We start from the raw sequence: 17,793 nt of genomic DNA, 5'->3' as shown, positions 1-17,793 counted from the left end.
GTCAGGACATGCGCAGCCCGCGCGAAGTCATCGGTATCATGCAGCAGCCGCCCGAGATCAAGCTTCAGATCGACGCTGTCGGGGGCCAGCGCCAGGCCGGCCTCGACCGTGCTGATCGCCTCGTCGTATTGACCGGCCTTGGCAAGCTGCCCGGCGAGTTCCTGAAATGAAGGGAGATATGGCGGGCGGCGTGCAACCGTGCGCCGAAGCTGTGCGATCCCGTCCGTGCCGCGCCCTGCGCCGCACAGCAATGCGCCGAGCAAGGTCTCGACCTCTCCGTCCTCGCCGCGGCGTGCAATCCTTTCGAGCGATGCGATCGCCTCGTCTCCGCGGTTCTGCCCCCTCAACGCATGTGCGAGCAGAAGCGCTGCGTTCCTGTCCGTGCGGTTGGATTTCAGGATGTTGGCCGCAATCTGCTCCGCCTGAGCGAAACTGCTGCGTTCGGAGCGCCATTGCGCCCTGTTGCAGCGCCTGAGCGAGGAAATCGTTTTGCCTGCCACTCACGGGACAGTTTCCGGATGATACGAGAGAGAATGTCGTTGGGCCTTAGCCCGCGCCTCTCCGCGCGTCCATCAACAGTCTCGTGAAAAACACGGCGCGTTTCATTTTGTTTCCAGCCGATCAATGCCGGCTCTTCTCATGCGAGAGACGCGGCATTTCCGATTCGTCTCTGACAACAATCTTGGGCAATAAAACGTAACGTGCCGTTCGCCGGGAAGTGTTCCAGTATGGCCGAGCCCGATGCGGGCACCGAATAGCCCTTGCAGGCAAGAACCTTCTGATGTCTCGAACCTCGATCGTCATTTCCTACGTTGCGTTGCTCATCCTGTCGGTGTCGGCGACCGGCATGGCCAACGCGAGAGGAGGCTTCAACGCGAATTGCCGCGTCCCAAGGATCAGCCTCTGCCCGGACTGTACCGTCGCCGTCAAAATTATCGTGCTGCAAGATCACGTTTGCCGGATCAACTATGGTTCGATGGGGCCGATGCGCCCGCAGAAGATTCTCGTCAGCCCCAAGCGCGGAAAATATTGGGCCGACAATGAGACCAGCACCGCCTACAGCCCGAACAAGGGCTTTCTCGGCGGCGACTATTTTGAGACGCGATTTTCCTACGAGCTGATGAACGGCACACCGGCTTCAGCACTCCTGAAGGCGAACGTCGAAGTGGTGCCACATCTGTAGATGGCCTCATGTTGGCCCGATCTCCGAGTTCGACGACTCAAGCCCGCCTGCGATGATCGCCCGATCGCTTGGCCGGAGGTGAACGGACCACCCCACCCCTGGCGGCCGACTTCGTCTCTTCCCGTATCATGTCGACGAAAGCACGAAGCCCCGCCGTCATGTGCCGGTGTCTCGGATAGTAGAGGCGCAAGCCGGGAAAGGGCGGCGTCCAGTCGTCGAGCACGGCTCGCAGGGTGCCGGCGGCGAGATGCCCGGTCACCCAAAAATCGCTGACGAACGCCAGTCCCAGGCCGTCGAGTGCGGCTTCGACCATCAGGCTGTCACTGTCGAGGGTCAGCCTGCCCCGAACATCCACCACCATCTGCTCGCCGCCGCGCTTTTCGAACTCCCAGTGATAGAGCTTGCCGCTCGGCATTCGCCTGCGAATGCATTCATGGGCGAGCAGATCAAGCGGAGACCGCGGCACGGAAGCGCGGGCGAAATAATCCGGCGCGCCAACGACGATGAAGCGCGTGTCCGGGCCGCAGGGGATCGCGACCATGTCCTGCGGCACGGCTTCGGCCAACCGGATGCCGGCATCGAAACCTTCCGCGACAATATCTATGGGACGTCCCTCCAAGGTCAGTTCAACGTTCATGTCGGGATAGCGCCGTAGAAACTTTGCAACGACCGGACGGAGGATCTGGTGCGCGGCGCGCTCCTTCAGATTGATGCGCAGTGTTCCCGCGGGCGTGTCGCGAAACTCGTTCACATCCTCCATCGCGCCGGCAATCTCGCGCAACGCGGGGCTGACCCTGGCGAGGAAGCGCTCTCCGGCTTCCGACAGCGCGACGCTGCGCGTCGTCCGGTTGATGAGGCGCACACCAAGCCGCTTTTCCAGGGCGGCGATCGCATGGCTCAACGCCGAGGGCGAAATGCCGAGTTCAGTCGCGGCCGCGCGAAAGCTGCGATGCGTTGAAATCGCGACGACGGCGTTCAGCTCGAAAAGGCCAGCGTGCTGCATTGTTCGATTATCTGCATCAGGTCATGCCACTCTATGCTGATTATTGCACTAATCAAGTCGCCTATATCGAGCCTGCAATCTCGATCTGAAGGACATCTCCATGGCAAAGACTTTCCTCATCACGGGTGTTTCGTCCGGCTTCGGCCGCGCGTTGGCCGAGGCAGCATTGGCCGACGGCCATACCGTCGCCGGCACCGTGCGCAACGAGAACGACAAGCGGAAATTCGAAGCGCTCGGCGCAGGTGCGCGCCCAGTGGTTCTTGACGTCACCAACACCGAGGCCATCGCGCCCGCGGTCGCCGATGTCGAGCGCAGGATCGGCGCGATCGACGTTCTCGTGAACAATGCCGGCTATGGCCACGAGGGCATCTTGGAGGAATCATCGATCGACGATCTACGACGCCAGTTCGAGGTCAACGTCTTCGGCGCGGTCGCGATGATCCAGGCGGTGCTACCCTTCATGCGCAAGCGGCGCGCCGGGCACATCCTCAACATCACGTCGATGGGCGGGATCATCACGATGCCCGGCCTCAGCTACTACCATGGCAGCAAGTTCGCGCTGGAGGGGATATCGGAAACCCTCGGCAAGGAAGTCAAGGACCTCGGCATCAAGGTCACCGCCGTCGAGCCGGGCGGCTTTCGCACCGACTGGGCCGGACGATCGATGGTACGAGCCGAAAGGTCGATCGCAGACTATGACGCCGTCATCGACCCGATCCGCAAACGCCGCATGGAACTGAGCGGCTGGCAGGTCGGCGATCCCCAAAAGGCCGCGCAGGCGATGTTGAAACTCGCACTGTCGGCCGATCCGCCGGCGCATCTGCTGCTCGGCAGCGACGCCGTGCGGCTGGTCGAGGACAAAATGAAACTGCTGCAGGCCGAATTCGATGCATGGAAGAGCGTTTCGCTTTCCACCGACGTTGCCTGAGTCTCGTCGGTACCGCCAGCGGTACCGGTGCGGCCACGCGTGCTGCTCAAAGCGGCTACGGCAGCCCCTTCACCAGCAGTGACAGCACGGTCGCGCCGGCGATGCGATCCCTGGATATTTCCTGATAGGCCGGCGAGCCGAGAAAGCGGGTCGCCTCCGCCTCATCGGGAAATTCCATGATCACGACCTTGTCGCGGGTCCACTTGCCGTCGAGAACCTTCGGCCTCTCATCGGCCGCCAGCAAGCGGCCGTTGAAGGCCTTGAAGACGTCGGCAAAACGGGACTGATAGCGGCGGTAGTATTCCTCCTGCGTGAACTTCACCAGTGCGATCACATAGACGGTCATTCGCGGTCCTCAGCTTGAAATGGCGTGGCTTGGCGCAGTCGATACCGTCCGGAAGGCGGCGGCGCGCTGATGCGATGAAATCGGCCAGACGCACGGGCTGCTCGATCGTGATCCTGCTGCGCGGCTTGGAGATCAGCGACAGCTCGCGGGCTGGCGCATGCAGATCCCGCGGCCCCGCCAGCGAACTTTGCAGTCCATCAAACGGCGTCCAGCTGAGCTCGCGGCACAAGCTCCGCGACCCTTACCGGAGGCTTGGCATCCAGTTCGGCAATCCGGCGGTCAATCTCACCGATCACGTGCTTCGAGAACGGCCCGAAGTGCAGGTACAGCGCCATCAGCATCACAATGTAGCGCAGTGCGCCTGGGTTGGACTTGGCGACCTCGACGAAGGTCTTCCAGAACGGCTCGCGAACCTCCGGCAGGGTCCGCATGATCCTGTGTACGCCCTCGATGCCGCCAAGTTTCGTGCGCACGTCGCCATCGGGCAGATCACGGCGCCGATCGGACCGGTCGAGCATGACGGAAAGCCGCGACAGCCGCCCCGCATATGCCGCCGGGCTGAACACGTGCCCGAGCACAGACTTGTAGTCCACAAGGATGTCACGAAGCGGACGCTTGGTTTCGAAATTGCAGCCGAGCGTGCATTGGTCGCCCGCCTGTTCGACCTTCATGAGATCATGGCCTTCGTGCAGGCGGCCTTCCTGGGCCAGCCGCCGCGTCAGCTGTGTGCCAGGCAGCGCATAGAGCAGTCCAACCATGCAGACTGGAATGCTCGCCTCCTCGATGAAGTCGATCATCGCCTGCGCCATCGAGACCTTCTCGGTATCGAACCCGACGATGAAACCCGCGGTGACGAACATGCCATAGTCGTAAATCTTGTGAACGCTCTCGGCGATGTTGCGCCTGGTGTTCTGCTTTTTCTTCATCTGCACGAGGGTCTCCGGATCCGGGCTCTCGATGCCGACGAAAATTCCAAAGAAGTTCGCGTCCTTCATTGCCTGCAACAGCTCGCTGTCATCAGCGATATTGATCGAGGCTTCGGTCGAGAACTCGAACGGATAGTCTCTCTCTTCCAGCCAGGCTTTGAGCCGCGGCAGTAAGATGCGGAGGTTTTTCTTGTTGCCGATGAAATTGTCGTCGACGAAATCGACATGCCCACGATAACCATGATCGTAGAGCGCTTGCAGCTCAGCGAGAATCTGATCAGGGGTCTTGGTGCGCGGCACGCGCCCGTACAGCTCGATAATATCGCAGAACTCGCAGGTGAACGGGCAGCCACGCGAATATTGCACGCCAATAAAGAGATAATGATCGAACTTGATCAGATCGTAGCGGGGCATCGGGCTTAGCGTGACGTCGATCTTGAATTTCTCGGCGGTGAACACGCCCTTGCGCTCACCGCGTTCCCAGGCGGCGATGAATTCCTCGATGATGTGCTCGGCCTCGCCGATCACCTGGAAGTCCGCATCCGCGTAAAGGTGCGGGCTGGAGGAGACGTCAGGCCCACCGACACATACCGGCTTGCCGTGCCGGTGGGCGAGATCGATCAGGTGGAGAAAATCAGGCTGCTGGTTGAGCATACCGCCGATCATGACGAGATCGGCCCAGTCAAGGTCCGCTTCGGTCGAAGGCTCGGTGTTACGGTTGACGAGCCGAACCTCCCAATGCTTCGGCAGCATGGCGGCGACGGTGATCAGTCCGAGTGGCGCCGCCGGATACTTCGCGCCGACGAGTTCGCAAGCTTCCGTATAATTCCAGAACGAGTCTGGAACGAACTTCGGATAGATCATTAGAACGCGGCAGGGACTCGTCATGTTGCTCCGGTCCGTACCACGCAGCTTCGAGGCTAAGGGTACATTCGCTCGTCGATACAGGCATTAAGTGCTCAAATGGTGGCCGATTGCCAGATGATCTTTCGCCCCGCCGTGAGCCCCGTCCTGTTCCCCGGGTCCGGTTGGGGTCAGTCAATCCGATCAATATGTCATCCGCCGGCCCTGCCCGCCCAGAGATAGCGCACGTCCGGCTCCCTCTCCTCGTTGCGGCTGCCGTCGGTTTCCTCGACCGCGGCAAAGCCGCGCGCCTCGTAGAAGCGGCGCGCCCGCGCGTTGCGCTGGAAGGTCCAGAGTTGCAGCCGGTCCGCACCCTGCTCTGCGATCTCGAGCAGCGTGCCGCCGATGCCGCGGCCCTGCGCGGCCGGCAACACGTAGAGCTGCTCGATCCAGTCGTCGTGGAACGCGATCACGCCGCTCATCGCCCCGCCGTCGAATGCGCCCCACACCGTGCAGGTGGCAAACATCCGCTCGCGATAGAACCAGCGGTCTTCGTCGGGCGTATGCAGGCCCGCGAGCCAGGGCAGCGCATTGTCGAACGCCGCGCGGTGCACACGCGCGGCGGCGTCCATGTCGGCAAGCGTGAGCCGCTTAATACTCAATCCCGAACTCGTCATAGAGGCGGCGGAACACGGCCGGCAGCACCTCGGTCAGATCCTCGGCGATCAGGCCGGGCCCCGCCTCGCTGGCGCTCTCGCCGTGCAACCACACGCCGATGCTGGCGGCCTCGAATGCCGCGACGCCCTGCGCCAGGAAGCCCGCGATGATGCCTGCCAGCACGTCGCCGGCGCCGGCGGTGGCAAGCCAGGGCGGCGCGTTGCCGGCGATGGTGGCGCGGCCGTCCGGAGATGCGATCACCGTATCTGCGCCCTTCAGCAGCACCACGGCGCCGGAGCGCTCGGCCGCCGCGCGGACGCGTTCGAGCTTGGAGCGGCCGGGATGCTTGTTGGAGATATCGCTGAACAGGCGCGGGAACTCGCCCTCATGCGGAGTGAGCACCACCTGCTGTCCATCGAAGGACTTGATCGCCTCGAACAGCCGGTCCGGCGAACCGGCAAAACTGGTTAGCGCGTCAGCGTCGAGCACCAGGTGCCGCCGCGCCGACAGCGCGGTGTGAACGAAGTCGCGGGTGCGCGAGCTGACCCCGGCACCGGGCCCGATCACGCAGGCATTGAGGCGCTTGTCATCGAGCAGTTCGGCGAACTGGATCGGGTTATCGACCGCGCGCACCATCACCGCGGTCAGCGCCGCAGCGTTGACGGCAAGAGCATCGCGCGGCGAGGCCAGCGTCACGAGGCCGGCGCCGGCGCGCAGCGCCGCGCGCGCGGCGAGCCGCGCCGCTCCGGTCGAAGCGATGTCGCCGGAGACCACGACGGCGTGGCCCCTTGCGTATTTGTGGCCATCGATCCGGGGCACCGGAAACGACCAGCGCCAGGCCTGCGGCACGTTCTCCGCGGTCAGCGGCTTGATCTCGTTGAGCACCTGCGGATCGATGCCGATGTCGGCGACGCGCACCCGGCCGCAATACATCCGGCCCGGCAGCAACAGATGCGCCGGCTTCTTGCGGAAGAAGGTGACGGTCTCGGTCGCCTGCACGGCCGCGCCCATGACAGCGCCCGATGTGCCGTTGATACCGCTCGGCAGGTCGACCGCCAGCACCTGCGTACCGTTGGCGTTGATGGCCGCGATCATCTCCAGCGGGTCGCCCTTGACCGGGCGATTGAGCCCAGCGCCGAACAGCGCGTCGATGATCAGCGCCGGCTTGCCGATCGCCTGCGGGTTGAACGGCAGCACGGGATATTTCCAGCCCTTCGCTGCCAGCGCCGCGTCGCCCTGCAGGCTGTCGCGCTCGCAAAGCAGGATCACCGACACCTCGCGACCGCGCGCGGCGAGCTCGGCGGCGGCGACAAAGCCGTCGCCGCCATTGTTGCCGCGGCCGGCGACCACGACGATCGGCCCCTCCTCGACCAGGTCCATCGCGGCTTCGGCGACGGCCTGGCCGGCGCTCATCATCAGCGCAAAGCCCGGCGTGCCGGCTGCGATGGTCAGCCGATCGGCGCGCTCCATCTCGGTGGTGGTCAGAACGTCCATGCCGAATCCTCAATCGCTTCGCCTTTTCGAGAGGCAATTCCTGTGACGTTCGCGGGGTTTCTACTGGCCGACTGCATACGGATTGATCTATTTGCCTATTTGTTAGGCTTGGATATCATAGCCCATGTGGTTCGATATCAGCCGACTGCCTGTTAAAAGGCTGATAACATTCCGAAATCGGGGGCGTTAACAACTTGGCATAGACCCTGCTTTTGAGGAAGCCGCGCACAATGCCGCCCGATGCGACCATTGCGCGTGTTTCCGGCCACCCGCCGGAAGGCTTAAGACCAACCAGACTGCGCCCCACGCGCATCGAAATCGACCCTGCAATCTGCAATGCCCGGGAGGCGCTCAGTGAAGAAGATTGAAGCCATCATCAAGCCCTTCAAGCTCGACGAGGTGAAGGAAGCGCTCCAGGAAGTCGGACTGCAAGGCATCACCGTGACCGAGGCCAAGGGATTTGGCCGCCAGAAGGGCCATGCCGAGCTCTATCGCGGTGCGGAATACATCGTCGACTTCCTGCCCAAGGTGAAGATCGAGATCGTGATCGGTGACGACCTGGTCGAGAAGGCGATCGACGCGATCCGCCGCGCAGCCCAGACCGGGCGGATCGGCGACGGCAAGATCTTCGTCTCCAACATCGAGGAAGCCATCCGCATCCGGACCGGCGAATCCGGGCTGGACGCTATTTAAGGGCGGTGCTATCCGGATTTTCTGACGGCAAAAGAGAAAAAAGGCTGCTTCGGCAGCCTCATTTCGTTTCAGCAGTCACACGAACTCGCCAAAAGCGGGAATAACGTCGCTCTCCGCTGGAAACCACCCGCACATCCATAAGGGGTATTCATGAAGACCGCCAAAGACGTCCTGAAATCGATCAAGGACAACGACGTCAAATACGTCGACCTGCGCTTCACCGATCCGCGCGGCAAGTGGCAGCACGTCACCTTCGACGTCAGCATGATCGACGATGACATCTTCGCCGAGGGAACGATGTTCGACGGATCGTCGATCGCCGGCTGGAAGGCGATCAACGAATCCGACATGTGCCTGATGCCCGACCCGGTCACCGCGACGATCGACCCGTTCTTCGCCGAGACCACCATGGTCATCACCTGCGACGTGCTCGAGCCGACCACCGGCGAGCCCTACAACCGCGACCCCCGCGGCATCGCCAAGAAGGCCGAGGCCATGGTGAAATCGATGGGCGTGGGCGACACCGTGTTCGTCGGTCCCGAGGCCGAGTTCTTCGTGTTCGACGACGTGCGCTATTCGGCCGACCCCTACAACACCGGCTTCCGCCTCGATTCCTCCGAGCTGCCGATCAACTCGGCGACCGAGTATGAAGGCGGCAACCTCGGCCACCGCATCCGCACCAAGGCCGGCTACTTCCCCGTCCCGCCGCAGGACTCGGTGCAGGACATGCGCTCCGAGATGCTCGGCGCGATGGCCAAGATGGGCGTCAAGGTCGAGAAGCACCACCACGAGGTGGCGTCGGCCCAGCACGAGCTCGGCATGAAGTTCGACACGCTGACGCTGATGGCCGACCATATGCAGATCTACAAGTACTGCATCCACCAGGTCGCGCACATCTACGGCAAGACCGCCACCTTCATGCCGAAGCCGGTCTATGGCGACAACGGCTCGGGCATGCACGTCCATCAGTCGATCTGGAAGGACGGCAAGCCGACCTTCGCCGGCAACAAGTATGCCGATCTGTCGGAGACCTGCCTGCACTACATCGGCGGCATCATCAAGCACGCCAAGGCGATCAACGCCTTCACCAACCCGTCGACCAACTCCTACAAGCGTCTGGTCCCGGGCTATGAGGCGCCGGTGCTGCTCGCCTACTCCGCGCGCAACCGTTCGGCGTCCTGCCGCATCCCCTATACGGCGAACCCGAAGGCCAAGCGCGTCGAGGTGCGTTTCCCCGATCCGATGGCCAATCCCTATCTCGGCTTCGCCGCAATGCTGATGGCCGGCCTCGACGGCATCAAGAACAAGATCGATCCGGGTCCGGCGATGGACAAGGACCTTTACGATCTGCCGAAGGAAGAGCTGAAGCAGATCCCGACCGTGTGCGGCTCGCTGCGCGAGGCGCTCGAGAGCCTCGACAAGGATCGCGCGTTCCTCAAGAACGGCAGCGTGTTCGACGACGACTTCATCGACGCCTATATCGAGCTGAAGATGACCGAGGTCGCCCGTTTCGAAATGACCCCGCATCCGGTCGAGTTCGAGATGTACTACTCGCTGTAAGCTTTACGGCACCTCACGAATGCGAAAGGCGCTTCCACCGGAAGCGCCTTTTGTTTTGGCGCTGTAACCATTGCGCGCGATCCTACCGCCGAAAGAAATTTCGATGGATTCTGATAGTATTCCTACAGAGTCATGATCCACGGTATCAGTCCATGACCGAAGCCATCGTCCGATCTGCGGCAGAACATGAACTGCCCGAGCTGTTGAAGCTTTACCGACACCTTCACCCGCACGATCCCGAGCTGGAGACAGCCGCTGCCGAACGTGTCTGGTCGACATTGCTTGCATCCAGCTTCATGACCGTGATCGTGGCGCAAGCAGCAGGGCTGCTTGTCTCCTCGTGCACGCTCGCGATCGTGCCCAACCTGTCGCGAGGCGGCAGATCGTATGGCGTGATCGAGAATGTGGTCACTCACGCCGACTACCGTCGGCTGGGGCTTGGCCGACGGGTTCTTGCGCACGCGCTCGATGTTGCCTGGCAGGCCGACTGCTACAAGGTCTCATTGGCGACGGGTTCGAAGCGGGAGACCACCCTCCGCTTCTATGAGGAAGCGGGATTTGAGCGTGGCGGCAAGACCTACTTCGAGGTGCGCCGGCCGTAGCTACCGTCTCGAACAGATCGTGCCGCGTGCAAAAGGCGCCTCCACCGGAAGCGCCTTTTGCTTTTGGTACCGTATCTCTCCGTCATTGCGAGGAGCGAAGCGACGAAGCAATCCACACATCCGCGCACACGGAGAGATGGATTGCTTCGCTTCGCTCGCAATGACGATGTGGCGAAGACGCCTTTTCTTCGCTTAAGCTTTCGCCTTCGCGACCCGCCGTCCGCCGGCGTCAAGCGCCCCGAAATTGCCCGCGATCATGTCGGGCGTCGGGATCATGCCGCCGAGCGACCAACTCGCGGGCTCGCCCTCCTCGATCTTGACCCAGACGTTGCGGCGGAAATCGGGGTTACCCTGCCCCTCGACCTCGACCATGAGATCGGTGACGCGCTGCAGCAGCGCCTGCTTCTGCGCGACATCGAAGATGCCGCGGACGGTGGAAATGGTGACGTAAGGCATGGTCTCTCTCCATTGCTGAGGTTGTGACAACGCAACGAAGATGGACCGGCACACCGCGATCAGGCAGTGGCCGATCGGACAGAGATCGGGCAATATCTGCCACGGCCTGGCTGCGCCAATCGGGTAGGATGACGGCAAATTCCGGAGGTCCCATGAAGCTTGCAATCCTCGCGCTGGAAGGCTGCATGCAATCGGCAGTCGCCGGCATCGCCGACATCCTCACGCTCGGCAATCACGTGATGCAGTTGCGCGGCGGCAAGGCGCGCTTCACGTGGCAGACGCTCTCGCTCGACGGCAAGGCAGTGCGCGCCGGCGGCGGCAAGTTGCTTGCCGTCGACGGCGCCGTCAGCAAGCGGACGGCATTCGACGCGATCATCGTGCCGGGCAGCCTCGTGGACCATCTCACTGCCGAGCGCCTGCAACCGCAATATGACCGCGCCGGCGCCTGGCTGCGCCAGCAACATGCAAGCGGTCGCCTGATCGGCGCCTTCTGCAGCGGCGTGCTGCTGCTTGCCAATGCCGGCCTGCTCGACGGCCGCCGCGCCACCATCACCTGGTGGCTGCAAAGTGAACTCCGCCGTCGCCATCCCAAGATCGATCTTGCGAGCGATGCCGTGCTCACCCAGGCTGATCGCCTGGTCTGTGCCGCCGGGCCGATGTCGTGGGTCGATCTGTTGCTGCGGCTGATCGAGCTCGTCGAGGGCACGGAGGTCGCAAAGGTCTGCGCCGACTATGCGGTGATCGACACCGCGCAGCGCACGCAAGCGATCTTCATGCCGCTCGGCTACATGCTCGCCCAGGACCCGCTGCTGATGAAGGCGGACATGCTGGTGCGCCGCACCGGCAAGGCGCCGATCACGGTGCGCAGCCTTGCGCAGGCGCTGGGCCTGAGCGAGCGGACGCTGAACCGCCGCTTCCGCGAACTGACCCACGAGCCGCCGCAGGCCTTCATCATGCGCCGCCGCGTCGAGCACGCGCGCACGCTGCTGGAGACGACGGCGCAACCGATCAAGGCCATCGCCCGCGCCACCGGCTACGAGGACGAGAGGAGCTTTCGCAAGGCCTTCCGCAAGCTGACGCTGCTGTCGCCGCAGGCTTATCGCGCACAGCGGACGATGCGTGCGGCCTGAGATTACTGTTCAGTTCAAGCTTTGCAGCGCGGCTGCGGTTGCCCGTCTCTGCCCATTCTCCGTGGTCAGGACAGCAGCGGCAGCGCGCCCTTCAGGACATCCTCACCCCATTCCTGCACGAAGTGTCCGGCTGCGGTGAGCGTGACCGGCTCGGGGCAATTGCGGACGGTTTGCCGCATCTCCGCCATCACGGCCGGCCCGAGCACCGGGTCGGTCATGCCGATCACCATCGCGGTCTTGCCGCCGTATTCGCTTCGCCACCATTCGCGCGCCTTGCGCGAGATGGCCGCGCCGCCGGCATCGGGCTGGTCCGGCACGAGATTCGGGAAGCGGCGCACACCGGATTTGTAGCTGGCATCAGGGAAAGGCGCGTCATAGGCCGCAGCCTCCGCCGATGAGAGCTGCGGGCAGGCGCGCGCCATCAGCTTGCCGACGGCCATGTCGGGATTTGCGTTGCTCCACGCGCGCCAATCCATGAAGCCCTTCGTCAGCGGGCGGTCCCCGGTCGCGAGCATGGTGTTCATGACCAGCAGCGCTTCGAAGCGATCGGCCATGTCCATCGGGATGGTAAGGCCAAGCAAACCGCCCCAGTCCTGGCAAACCAGCGTCATGCGACCGAGATCGAGCGCACGGATCAAGGCGATCAGGCTCTCGCGATGGAAGTCGAAGGTGTAGACGGCCTCCTCGACAGGCTTGTCGGAGCGACCGAACCCGAACATATCGGGCGCGATCACCCGATAGCCGGAGGCGACGAGGCCCGGAATCATCTTGCGGTAAAGGTAGCTCCAGGTCGGCTGGCCATGAAGGCACAGCGCAACACGGGCATTGCCCCGTCCCTCGTCGAGATAGTGCATGCGCAAACCGGCATAGCCGGGAAGATCGTCACGATAGTTGGGCGCGAACGCATAGCCGGGCAGGCCATCAAAGCATACATCCGCGGTCCGCAAAGCTCCGATCGCCATTGTCCAATGCTCCTCGTCGTTGACCTCGCTCGCAGGATGGGAGGCGAGGACCGGCTGTCACACCCGAAACAGCTTCGCGTAGCGCGCCTTGATCTCCTCGCTCTGCGCCTGCACCTGGGCCGGATCGGCCTTGAGCATCTTCAGCTTGTCGAGCGGCACGTGGCCGGCCTTTTCCTTCACCTTGGCGTGAAAGGAGCGGTGCGCAAATTCGTCGGCCAGCATCTGCTGGGTTTCGGCACTGAAGAAATAGCTTTGGAACAGCCGTGCCGCGTTCGGGTTCGGCGCGCTCTTGAAGATGCCGCTGGGCACGATGATCAGCGGCGCGCCCTCAGTCGGGTAGACCACCTCGACCGGCTTGCCCTGATCCTTGGCCAGCACGAGGTTGTAGTCGTTGCCGTCGGCCATGACCGCGCGCTCGCCGAGCAGGATCTTCTTCGGCGGATCGGCCGCCGACTGCACCTGCATCACCCGTTGCTGCGAAAGCTTCTCCAGATACGGCCAGCCGAGATCGCGCGCCAGCACGAAGGTCGCGGTCATGATCGCGCCGGAGTAGCCCGGGTGCCCCTTGACGATCTTGCCGCGCCATTTCGGGTCGAGCAGATCGGCGTAGCTCTTCGGCGCCTCCTCGCGCTTCACCTGCTCGGTGTTGTAGCCGATCACCTCGAACCAGGCGCAGGATGTCGCCGACGTGCCGTCGGGATCGATCTGATCGGCCGGAAAATGCCTGGCGACGTCTTCCGGCAGATAGGCCGCGAGCCAGTCGTTCTTCTTCCAATCGAGGTAATGCGCGGGATCGGTCGAGTTGGCGACGTCGACGGCGTGGATGCCGCTACCCTGCTCCTGGGCGATGCGCTGGAAGATGCGCTCGGCGCCGGAGCGCTCGACGCGGACGCTGATGCCGGGATATTTCTGCTCGAAGTCGCGCGCGAGACGCTCCGCCGTGTTCAATTCGAGCGCACTGTAGAACGAGATCTTGCCTTCCTTCTTGGCGGCTGCGATCAGTTCCGGCGTCACGGCCTCAGCCGGCGGCGCCGCCGCCCGCAACGGTTCGGCGAACACCATGCCCGCAGCCGTCGCCGCCGTCACCTTGAGCCAGTCGCGTCTCGACCATTTGCGGTCCTGCATTTCGCGCTCCCTGAATCGGGCCGTTGACCGGCCGCGCCGTTGTTGTGCAGCTACAATAGATCACGATCGATCGAAAGCGTGCAGCTGTTTTCACCGCCAGCTTTGACGGAACACCCGCATCCAATTGTCGAATGCGATCTTGCGCAACGTGGCCTCATCGAAGCCGTGCGCGCGCAGGCCCTGGATCAGGTTCGGGAGGTGGCTTGCGTCCTTCAACGGAGCGGGCATCAGCGCGCCGTCGAAATCGGACCCCAGCGCAACGTGGTCGTCACCCATCCGTTCGATCAGGTAGCTGAGGTGGTCGGCGACGGTCTCGATCGGGATGTCCGGATCGCGGTGCCCGTCCGGGCGGACCTCGGACACACTGAAATTGAAGCCGACGACGCCGCCCGTTGCTCTGACCGCGTCGAACTGCCGGTCGGTCAGGTTGCGGGTCGCGGGGCAGACCGCATGCGCACAGGCGTGGGTCGCCACGATGGGAGCGGTGCTGATCGCCACCAGATCCCAGAAGCCGCGCTCGTTGAGGTGAGCCGCGTCCAGCATGATGCCCAGCTCGTTGCAGGCCTTCACCAGCGCCTTCCCCGCGTCAGTCAGACCGGGGCCGGTATCCGGGGAGCGCGGATAGGCGAACGGCACGCCATGGCCGAAGATGTTGGGCCGGCTCCAGACCAGGCCGAGCGAACGCAGGCCACGGGAATAAAGCTGGGCCAGCCCGTCCAGATCGGCGTCGATCGCTTCGGCGCCCTCGAGGTGCAGCACGATTGAAAACGCTGCGTCCCTGCGTGCCGCCTCGATTTCATCCACGGTCGTCGCGCAGCGGATTTTTCCGCCGGCGCGGGCAACCATGGCCTCGAGTGCTCTCAGCTGGGCATCGATGGTACGGCGCGCATAGGCAGCATCGAGCGGCTCCGCGAGGCGCACCTCGTACCCGTCGGCGGTTCGGGTGAAATCGCCTTGGCGCGGATGTTCTGCCCTGGCGTACATCGCAAACAGGCCACCGACCATGCCGCCTTCCCGGGCACGCGGCAGATCGAGATGACCATCCTCGGAGCGCACGAGAAAATCTCGCCCGCCTTCCCGGTATTCAGCCAGGTGCTGAGCCGCGTCATTGTGGCCGTCGAAGATCGCGATCTTGCTGTGATCCTGCACCGCACTGTTCTCCTGCGCCTAGCCTGCGTCGAGCAGCGTAGCGCGCAGGATGGCTTGAGCCAACGGGTCCGCCCAACGAGCGGCCCGATGATCAACTCCGCGATATCCATCGCGTATCGGGGCTTGTGCAAGTGATCAGTCCGCGCTGCGGACTAATTCTTCTCGGGCGGGTTCTCGCGCAGGAAGCGTTCGAGATCGGGCTGCACGGAGTAAGGCTGCGGAACCGGATCGCCCTGAAAATCGACCTGAAGATCGAGGCAACGCCGCAGCATCCGCGCCAGCTCGCTGCGCCGGTAGGGCTTGGTCAGCAGCGGAATGCCGTGGCCGCCGCGGCCCTGTTGCGCCGGCAGCGCGCCGTCGCTGTAGCCCGAGGTGAACAGCACCCGCAGCGCCGGTCGCCCGGCCATCAGCGTCTCCGCCAATTGCCGGCCGTTCATGCTGCCGGGCATCACGATGTCGGTGAACAAAAGATCGAACGCGGTGCCGCGGCTGACGATCTCGAGCGCGGCATCTGCGTTAGCCGCAACCAGCACGCTGTAGCCGAGGCTTTCGAGCTGGCCCGTGACGTAGTCACGGATCGTGGGGTCGTCCTCGACGCACAGAATGGTCTCGTTGCCGCCCCTGACCGGCAGCTCTTCCTCCTCGACCGCGCGCTGCGCGGTGCCGTCCGCCTTGGGCAGATAGATCCTGAAGATGGTGCCGCGCCCCTGCTCGCTCTTGACCTCGATCCCGCCGCCGCTCTGCTTGACGAAACCGAACACCATGCTGAGCCCGAGCCCGGTGCCCTGCCCGACCTCCTTGGTGGAGAAGAACGGATCGAAGATCTTCTCCAGATGCGACGGCGAAATTCCGGTACCGGTATCGCTCACCTCGATCACCAGATGATCGCCGGCGCGCTCGACGCCGTGCGCCACGGCATCGGGAATCCCGAGCTGCATGTTGCGGGTCGCAAAGGTCAGCGTACCGCCCTCAGGCATCGCATCGCGCGCATTGATGGCGAGATTGACCAGCGCCGCGCCGAGCTGGCTGCGGTCGACGAAGGCGAACCAGGCGTCGCGGCCGAGCTCTGTCCTGATCTCGGTCTGCGAGCCCAGCGTCTGCGATAGCAGCCGGACCACTTCGCCGATCAGGTCGTTGACATTGGTCTCGGCGGGCTGCAACGGCTGCTTGCGCGCGAATGCCAGCAGGCTCGAGGTGAGTTGCGCGCCGCGATCGGCGGCGTCGCTGATCAGCTTGGCGATCGCGGCGAGCTGCGGGTTATCCCTGACGCCGTCGGCGAGGATCTCGATCGTGCCGGTGATCACGGTCAGCATGTTGTTGAAGTCGTGCGCAATGCCGCCGGTCAACCGCCCGAGCGATTCCGTCTTCTGCGCCTGGATCAACTGCTCTTCGGCGCGCCGCCGCTGGGTGACGTCCCTGACAAAGGAATTGATGATCCAGCCATCGCCACGGCGCAGCGCATTGAGCGACACCTCGACATAGAACCGGTGGCCGTCGCGGTGCACGGATGCGGTTTCATAGCGCATGCCCATGCCGCCGGTCGCGGTCTCCTGCAGGAAGCGGGTGATGCGCTGCCGGTGTGCAACCCGCAGCTCTTCCGGAAACACCAGTTCGACCACGCGCCGGCCGACCGCCTCGGAGCGCGTCCAGCCGGTCAGCGCCTCGGACTGCGGGCTCCAGTCGAGCACGATGCCGTCCTGGTCGGTCTGGACGAAGGCGTCGAGCGCGGTCCTGACGATGGCCTGCGCCATCTGCTCGCTCTCCACCAGCGCCCGATGCGCCTGACGCTCTGCGGTGACATCGCGCAGCACGATGACCGCGCCGCGCAAATTGCCGGCATCGTCGCGCAGCGGCCTGGCGTTGGCGACAAGACAGACAGCGGGTTCCGGCCGCAGCGGTTTGACGATCAGTTCGCAATCGTCGATATCCTCGCCGCGCAGCGCACGCGCCATCGGCGTCTCTGCGATCGGCATCACGGTCGTGCCATCGGCATAATAGTTCTGGAAGGTGCGAACGCCGGTCAGGGTGTCAAAACCGGGTTCGACACGGTACAGCCGCCGCGCCGCGGCGTTGACGATCACGATCATCGCATGCTCGTCGGCGACGACCACCGGATCGCGGATGCTCTCGACGGTCTTCTCCAGCAGATGCTGCCGGCTGCCCAATTGCGCGGACAGTTCGGCAAGCGTCGCAGCGAGCTGAGCGGCCTCGTCGTCGCCACTCGGGCGTATCGAGAACTGCTCGCCGCGCGACAGCGCCTCCGCCGCCCGCACCAACTGGGCGGGCGTTCTGGACTGCGACCTCGCAATCATCTCAGCCGTCATCAACACCACCGAAACCACACCACCGGCGAGCAGAATGCCCGGCCAGGTGATGCCATGGATGAAACCCAGCGCCAGCAGGAGTGTGACGACGGGAAGCATCATCCCGGCCGCCAGTCGGCCCGACAAATTCATCCCGACCAACTCATCGCGAGCAGCTGCACCGGAAAATGGAAAAGCAAAATAATATCGGAAAGGATCGTCGGCGCCGGGGCAATATCGGGTGGCTTGCGCCTTCTTGCTTAGCCGAGTCCGGCCCTGCAATCCGCCACTTTCGTATCCGTATAAGTACGGAGAAGACCCGCGCCGGCACCCGCCGATGCCGGTTGAACCACCTCCAGCGCCGGGGAGTCCAAGCCGGCGGTTGCGATTCGGGGCATCTTCGCGCGGCCGCAGGCGTGCACGAGCCGCCGGC

17 protein-coding genes are annotated in these 17,793 nt (G+C 63.7%); 6 read left to right on the top strand and 11 right to left on the bottom strand.

Translation table 11 applies throughout. The features are described 5' to 3' along the window. On the bottom strand, positions 1-500 hold a 500-nt coding region (locus tag BraRD5C2_RS07610), incomplete at its 3' end, for a tetratricopeptide repeat protein (protein WP_223967655.1). Between the two features lie 281 nt (positions 501-781). On the opposite strand from BraRD5C2_RS07610, the gene BraRD5C2_RS07605 reads away from it, so the two are divergent. Further along, a complete protein-coding gene (locus tag BraRD5C2_RS07605) occupies positions 782-1,183 on the top strand; it encodes a hypothetical protein (protein ID WP_223967654.1) in 402 nt (133 codons plus the stop codon). Positions 1,184-1,220: 37 nt separating this feature from the next. Here BraRD5C2_RS07605 and BraRD5C2_RS07600 read toward each other — a convergent pair whose 3' ends face one another. Beyond that, positions 1,221-2,186 (bottom strand): LysR family transcriptional regulator, encoded by a 966-nt coding sequence (locus BraRD5C2_RS07600; RefSeq protein ID WP_223967653.1) that lies wholly within the window; start codon positions 2,184-2,186, stop codon positions 1,221-1,223. A 100-nt stretch (positions 2,187-2,286) separates the two neighbouring features. Between BraRD5C2_RS07600 and BraRD5C2_RS07595 the strand changes: the two genes are divergently transcribed. Further along, positions 2,287-3,114, top strand: a complete 828-nt coding sequence (locus BraRD5C2_RS07595; RefSeq protein WP_223967652.1) for an oxidoreductase — start codon at positions 2,287-2,289, stop codon at positions 3,112-3,114. A gap of 55 nt (positions 3,115-3,169) precedes the next feature. Here BraRD5C2_RS07595 and BraRD5C2_RS07590 read toward each other — a convergent pair whose 3' ends face one another. The 4 genes from BraRD5C2_RS07590 to BraRD5C2_RS07575 all read right to left on the bottom strand — a co-directional run bounded on the left by BraRD5C2_RS07590 (position 3,170) and on the right by BraRD5C2_RS07575 (position 7,380). Then, positions 3,170-3,460, bottom strand: a complete 291-nt coding sequence (locus tag BraRD5C2_RS07590; protein ID WP_223967651.1) for a DUF1330 domain-containing protein — start codon at positions 3,458-3,460, stop codon at positions 3,170-3,172. A gap of 197 nt (positions 3,461-3,657) precedes the next feature. After that, entirely contained in the window at positions 3,658-5,274 is a 1,617-nt protein-coding gene (locus BraRD5C2_RS07585) for a B12-binding domain-containing radical SAM protein (protein WP_223967650.1), read from the bottom strand. A gap of 167 nt (positions 5,275-5,441) precedes the next feature. Next, on the bottom strand, positions 5,442-5,861 hold the full coding sequence (locus BraRD5C2_RS07580) for a GNAT family N-acetyltransferase (RefSeq protein ID WP_374707968.1): 420 nt from the start codon (positions 5,859-5,861) through the stop codon (positions 5,442-5,444). 19 nt (positions 5,862-5,880) lie between these two features. Continuing rightward, positions 5,881-7,380 carry an NAD(P)H-hydrate dehydratase gene (locus BraRD5C2_RS07575; protein ID WP_223967648.1) on the bottom strand — a complete coding sequence of 500 codons (1,500 nt, stop codon included), beginning with the start codon at positions 7,378-7,380 and terminating at the stop codon, positions 5,881-5,883. Positions 7,381-7,734: 354 nt separating this feature from the next. On the opposite strand from BraRD5C2_RS07575, the gene BraRD5C2_RS07570 reads away from it, so the two are divergent. The 3 genes from BraRD5C2_RS07570 to BraRD5C2_RS07560 all read left to right on the top strand — a co-directional run bounded on the left by BraRD5C2_RS07570 (position 7,735) and on the right by BraRD5C2_RS07560 (position 10,235). After that, positions 7,735-8,073 (top strand): P-II family nitrogen regulator, encoded by a 339-nt coding sequence (locus BraRD5C2_RS07570; protein ID WP_011441447.1) that lies wholly within the window; start codon positions 7,735-7,737, stop codon positions 8,071-8,073. A gap of 150 nt (positions 8,074-8,223) precedes the next feature. Beyond that, positions 8,224-9,633 (top strand): type I glutamate--ammonia ligase, encoded by a 1,410-nt coding sequence (gene glnA, locus BraRD5C2_RS07565; protein WP_223967647.1) that lies wholly within the window; start codon positions 8,224-8,226, stop codon positions 9,631-9,633. Between the two features lie 152 nt (positions 9,634-9,785). Next, positions 9,786-10,235 carry a GNAT family N-acetyltransferase gene (locus tag BraRD5C2_RS07560; protein ID WP_223967646.1) on the top strand — a complete coding sequence of 150 codons (450 nt, stop codon included), beginning with the start codon at positions 9,786-9,788 and terminating at the stop codon, positions 10,233-10,235. Positions 10,236-10,427: 192 nt separating this feature from the next. Here the strand turns inward: BraRD5C2_RS07560 and BraRD5C2_RS07555 are convergent, their stop codons facing one another. Further along, entirely contained in the window at positions 10,428-10,691 is a 264-nt protein-coding gene (locus BraRD5C2_RS07555) for a tautomerase family protein (RefSeq protein WP_223967645.1), read from the bottom strand. A 152-nt stretch (positions 10,692-10,843) separates the two neighbouring features. Here BraRD5C2_RS07555 and BraRD5C2_RS07550 point away from each other — a divergent pair, with 152 nt between their 5' ends. After that, complete coding sequence (locus tag BraRD5C2_RS07550) at positions 10,844-11,821, top strand: GlxA family transcriptional regulator (RefSeq protein WP_223967644.1); 978 nt, start codon at positions 10,844-10,846, stop codon at positions 11,819-11,821. Between the two features lie 65 nt (positions 11,822-11,886). Here the strand turns inward: BraRD5C2_RS07550 and BraRD5C2_RS07545 are convergent, their stop codons facing one another. The 4 genes from BraRD5C2_RS07545 to BraRD5C2_RS07530 form a co-directional block, all read right to left on the bottom strand. Next, positions 11,887-12,783 carry a haloalkane dehalogenase gene (locus BraRD5C2_RS07545; RefSeq protein ID WP_223967643.1) on the bottom strand — a complete coding sequence of 299 codons (897 nt, stop codon included), beginning with the start codon at positions 12,781-12,783 and terminating at the stop codon, positions 11,887-11,889. 57 nt (positions 12,784-12,840) lie between these two features. Continuing rightward, on the bottom strand, positions 12,841-13,908 hold the full coding sequence (locus BraRD5C2_RS07540) for an ABC transporter substrate-binding protein (protein WP_223967642.1): 1,068 nt from the start codon (positions 13,906-13,908) through the stop codon (positions 12,841-12,843). Positions 13,909-13,998: 90 nt separating this feature from the next. Then, positions 13,999-15,057, bottom strand: a complete 1,059-nt coding sequence (locus BraRD5C2_RS07535) for a dipeptidase (protein ID WP_223967641.1) — start codon at positions 15,055-15,057, stop codon at positions 13,999-14,001. A gap of 152 nt (positions 15,058-15,209) precedes the next feature. Next, positions 15,210-17,483 (bottom strand): hybrid sensor histidine kinase/response regulator, encoded by a 2,274-nt coding sequence (locus BraRD5C2_RS07530; protein WP_223967640.1) that lies wholly within the window; start codon positions 17,481-17,483, stop codon positions 15,210-15,212. Positions 17,484-17,793 lie beyond the last annotated feature (310 nt).

The organism is Bradyrhizobium sp. RD5-C2, from assembly GCF_019972155.1.
Classification (GTDB): Bacteria; Pseudomonadota; Alphaproteobacteria; order Rhizobiales; family Xanthobacteraceae; genus Bradyrhizobium.
Note: the sequence above shows the minus strand (reverse complement) of the source record. Positions and strands in the feature narration are given on the sequence as shown.

What these genes read in the sequence shown, in the direction of transcription:
- BraRD5C2_RS07590 (WP_223967651.1), bottom strand. Translation starts at nt 3,460, where the DNA reads ATGACCGTCTATGTGATCGCACTGGTGAAGTTCACGCAGGAGGAATAC.
- BraRD5C2_RS07600 (WP_223967653.1), bottom strand. Translation starts at nt 2,186, where the DNA reads ATGCAGCACGCTGGCCTTTTCGAGCTGAACGCCGTCGTCGCGATTTCA.
- BraRD5C2_RS07545 (WP_223967643.1), bottom strand. Translation starts at nt 12,783, where the DNA reads ATGGCGATCGGAGCTTTGCGGACCGCGGATGTATGCTTTGATGGCCTG.
- BraRD5C2_RS07555 (WP_223967645.1), bottom strand. Translation starts at nt 10,691, where the DNA reads ATGCCTTACGTCACCATTTCCACCGTCCGCGGCATCTTCGATGTCGCG.
- glnA (WP_223967647.1), top strand. Translation starts at nt 8,224, where the DNA reads ATGAAGACCGCCAAAGACGTCCTGAAATCGATCAAGGACAACGACGTC.
- BraRD5C2_RS07560 (WP_223967646.1), top strand. Translation starts at nt 9,786, where the DNA reads ATGACCGAAGCCATCGTCCGATCTGCGGCAGAACATGAACTGCCCGAG.
- BraRD5C2_RS07605 (WP_223967654.1), top strand. Translation starts at nt 782, where the DNA reads ATGTCTCGAACCTCGATCGTCATTTCCTACGTTGCGTTGCTCATCCTG.
- BraRD5C2_RS07585 (WP_223967650.1), bottom strand. Translation starts at nt 5,274, where the DNA reads ATGACGAGTCCCTGCCGCGTTCTAATGATCTATCCGAAGTTCGTTCCA.
- BraRD5C2_RS07540 (WP_223967642.1), bottom strand. Translation starts at nt 13,908, where the DNA reads ATGCAGGACCGCAAATGGTCGAGACGCGACTGGCTCAAGGTGACGGCG.
- BraRD5C2_RS07530 (WP_223967640.1), bottom strand. Translation starts at nt 17,483, where the DNA reads ATGATGCTTCCCGTCGTCACACTCCTGCTGGCGCTGGGTTTCATCCAT.
- BraRD5C2_RS07595 (WP_223967652.1), top strand. Translation starts at nt 2,287, where the DNA reads ATGGCAAAGACTTTCCTCATCACGGGTGTTTCGTCCGGCTTCGGCCGC.
- BraRD5C2_RS07575 (WP_223967648.1), bottom strand. Translation starts at nt 7,380, where the DNA reads ATGGACGTTCTGACCACCACCGAGATGGAGCGCGCCGATCGGCTGACC.
- BraRD5C2_RS07550 (WP_223967644.1), top strand. Translation starts at nt 10,844, where the DNA reads ATGAAGCTTGCAATCCTCGCGCTGGAAGGCTGCATGCAATCGGCAGTC.
- BraRD5C2_RS07580 (WP_374707968.1), bottom strand. Translation starts at nt 5,861, where the DNA reads ATGGACGCCGCCGCGCGTGTGCACCGCGCGGCGTTCGACAATGCGCTG.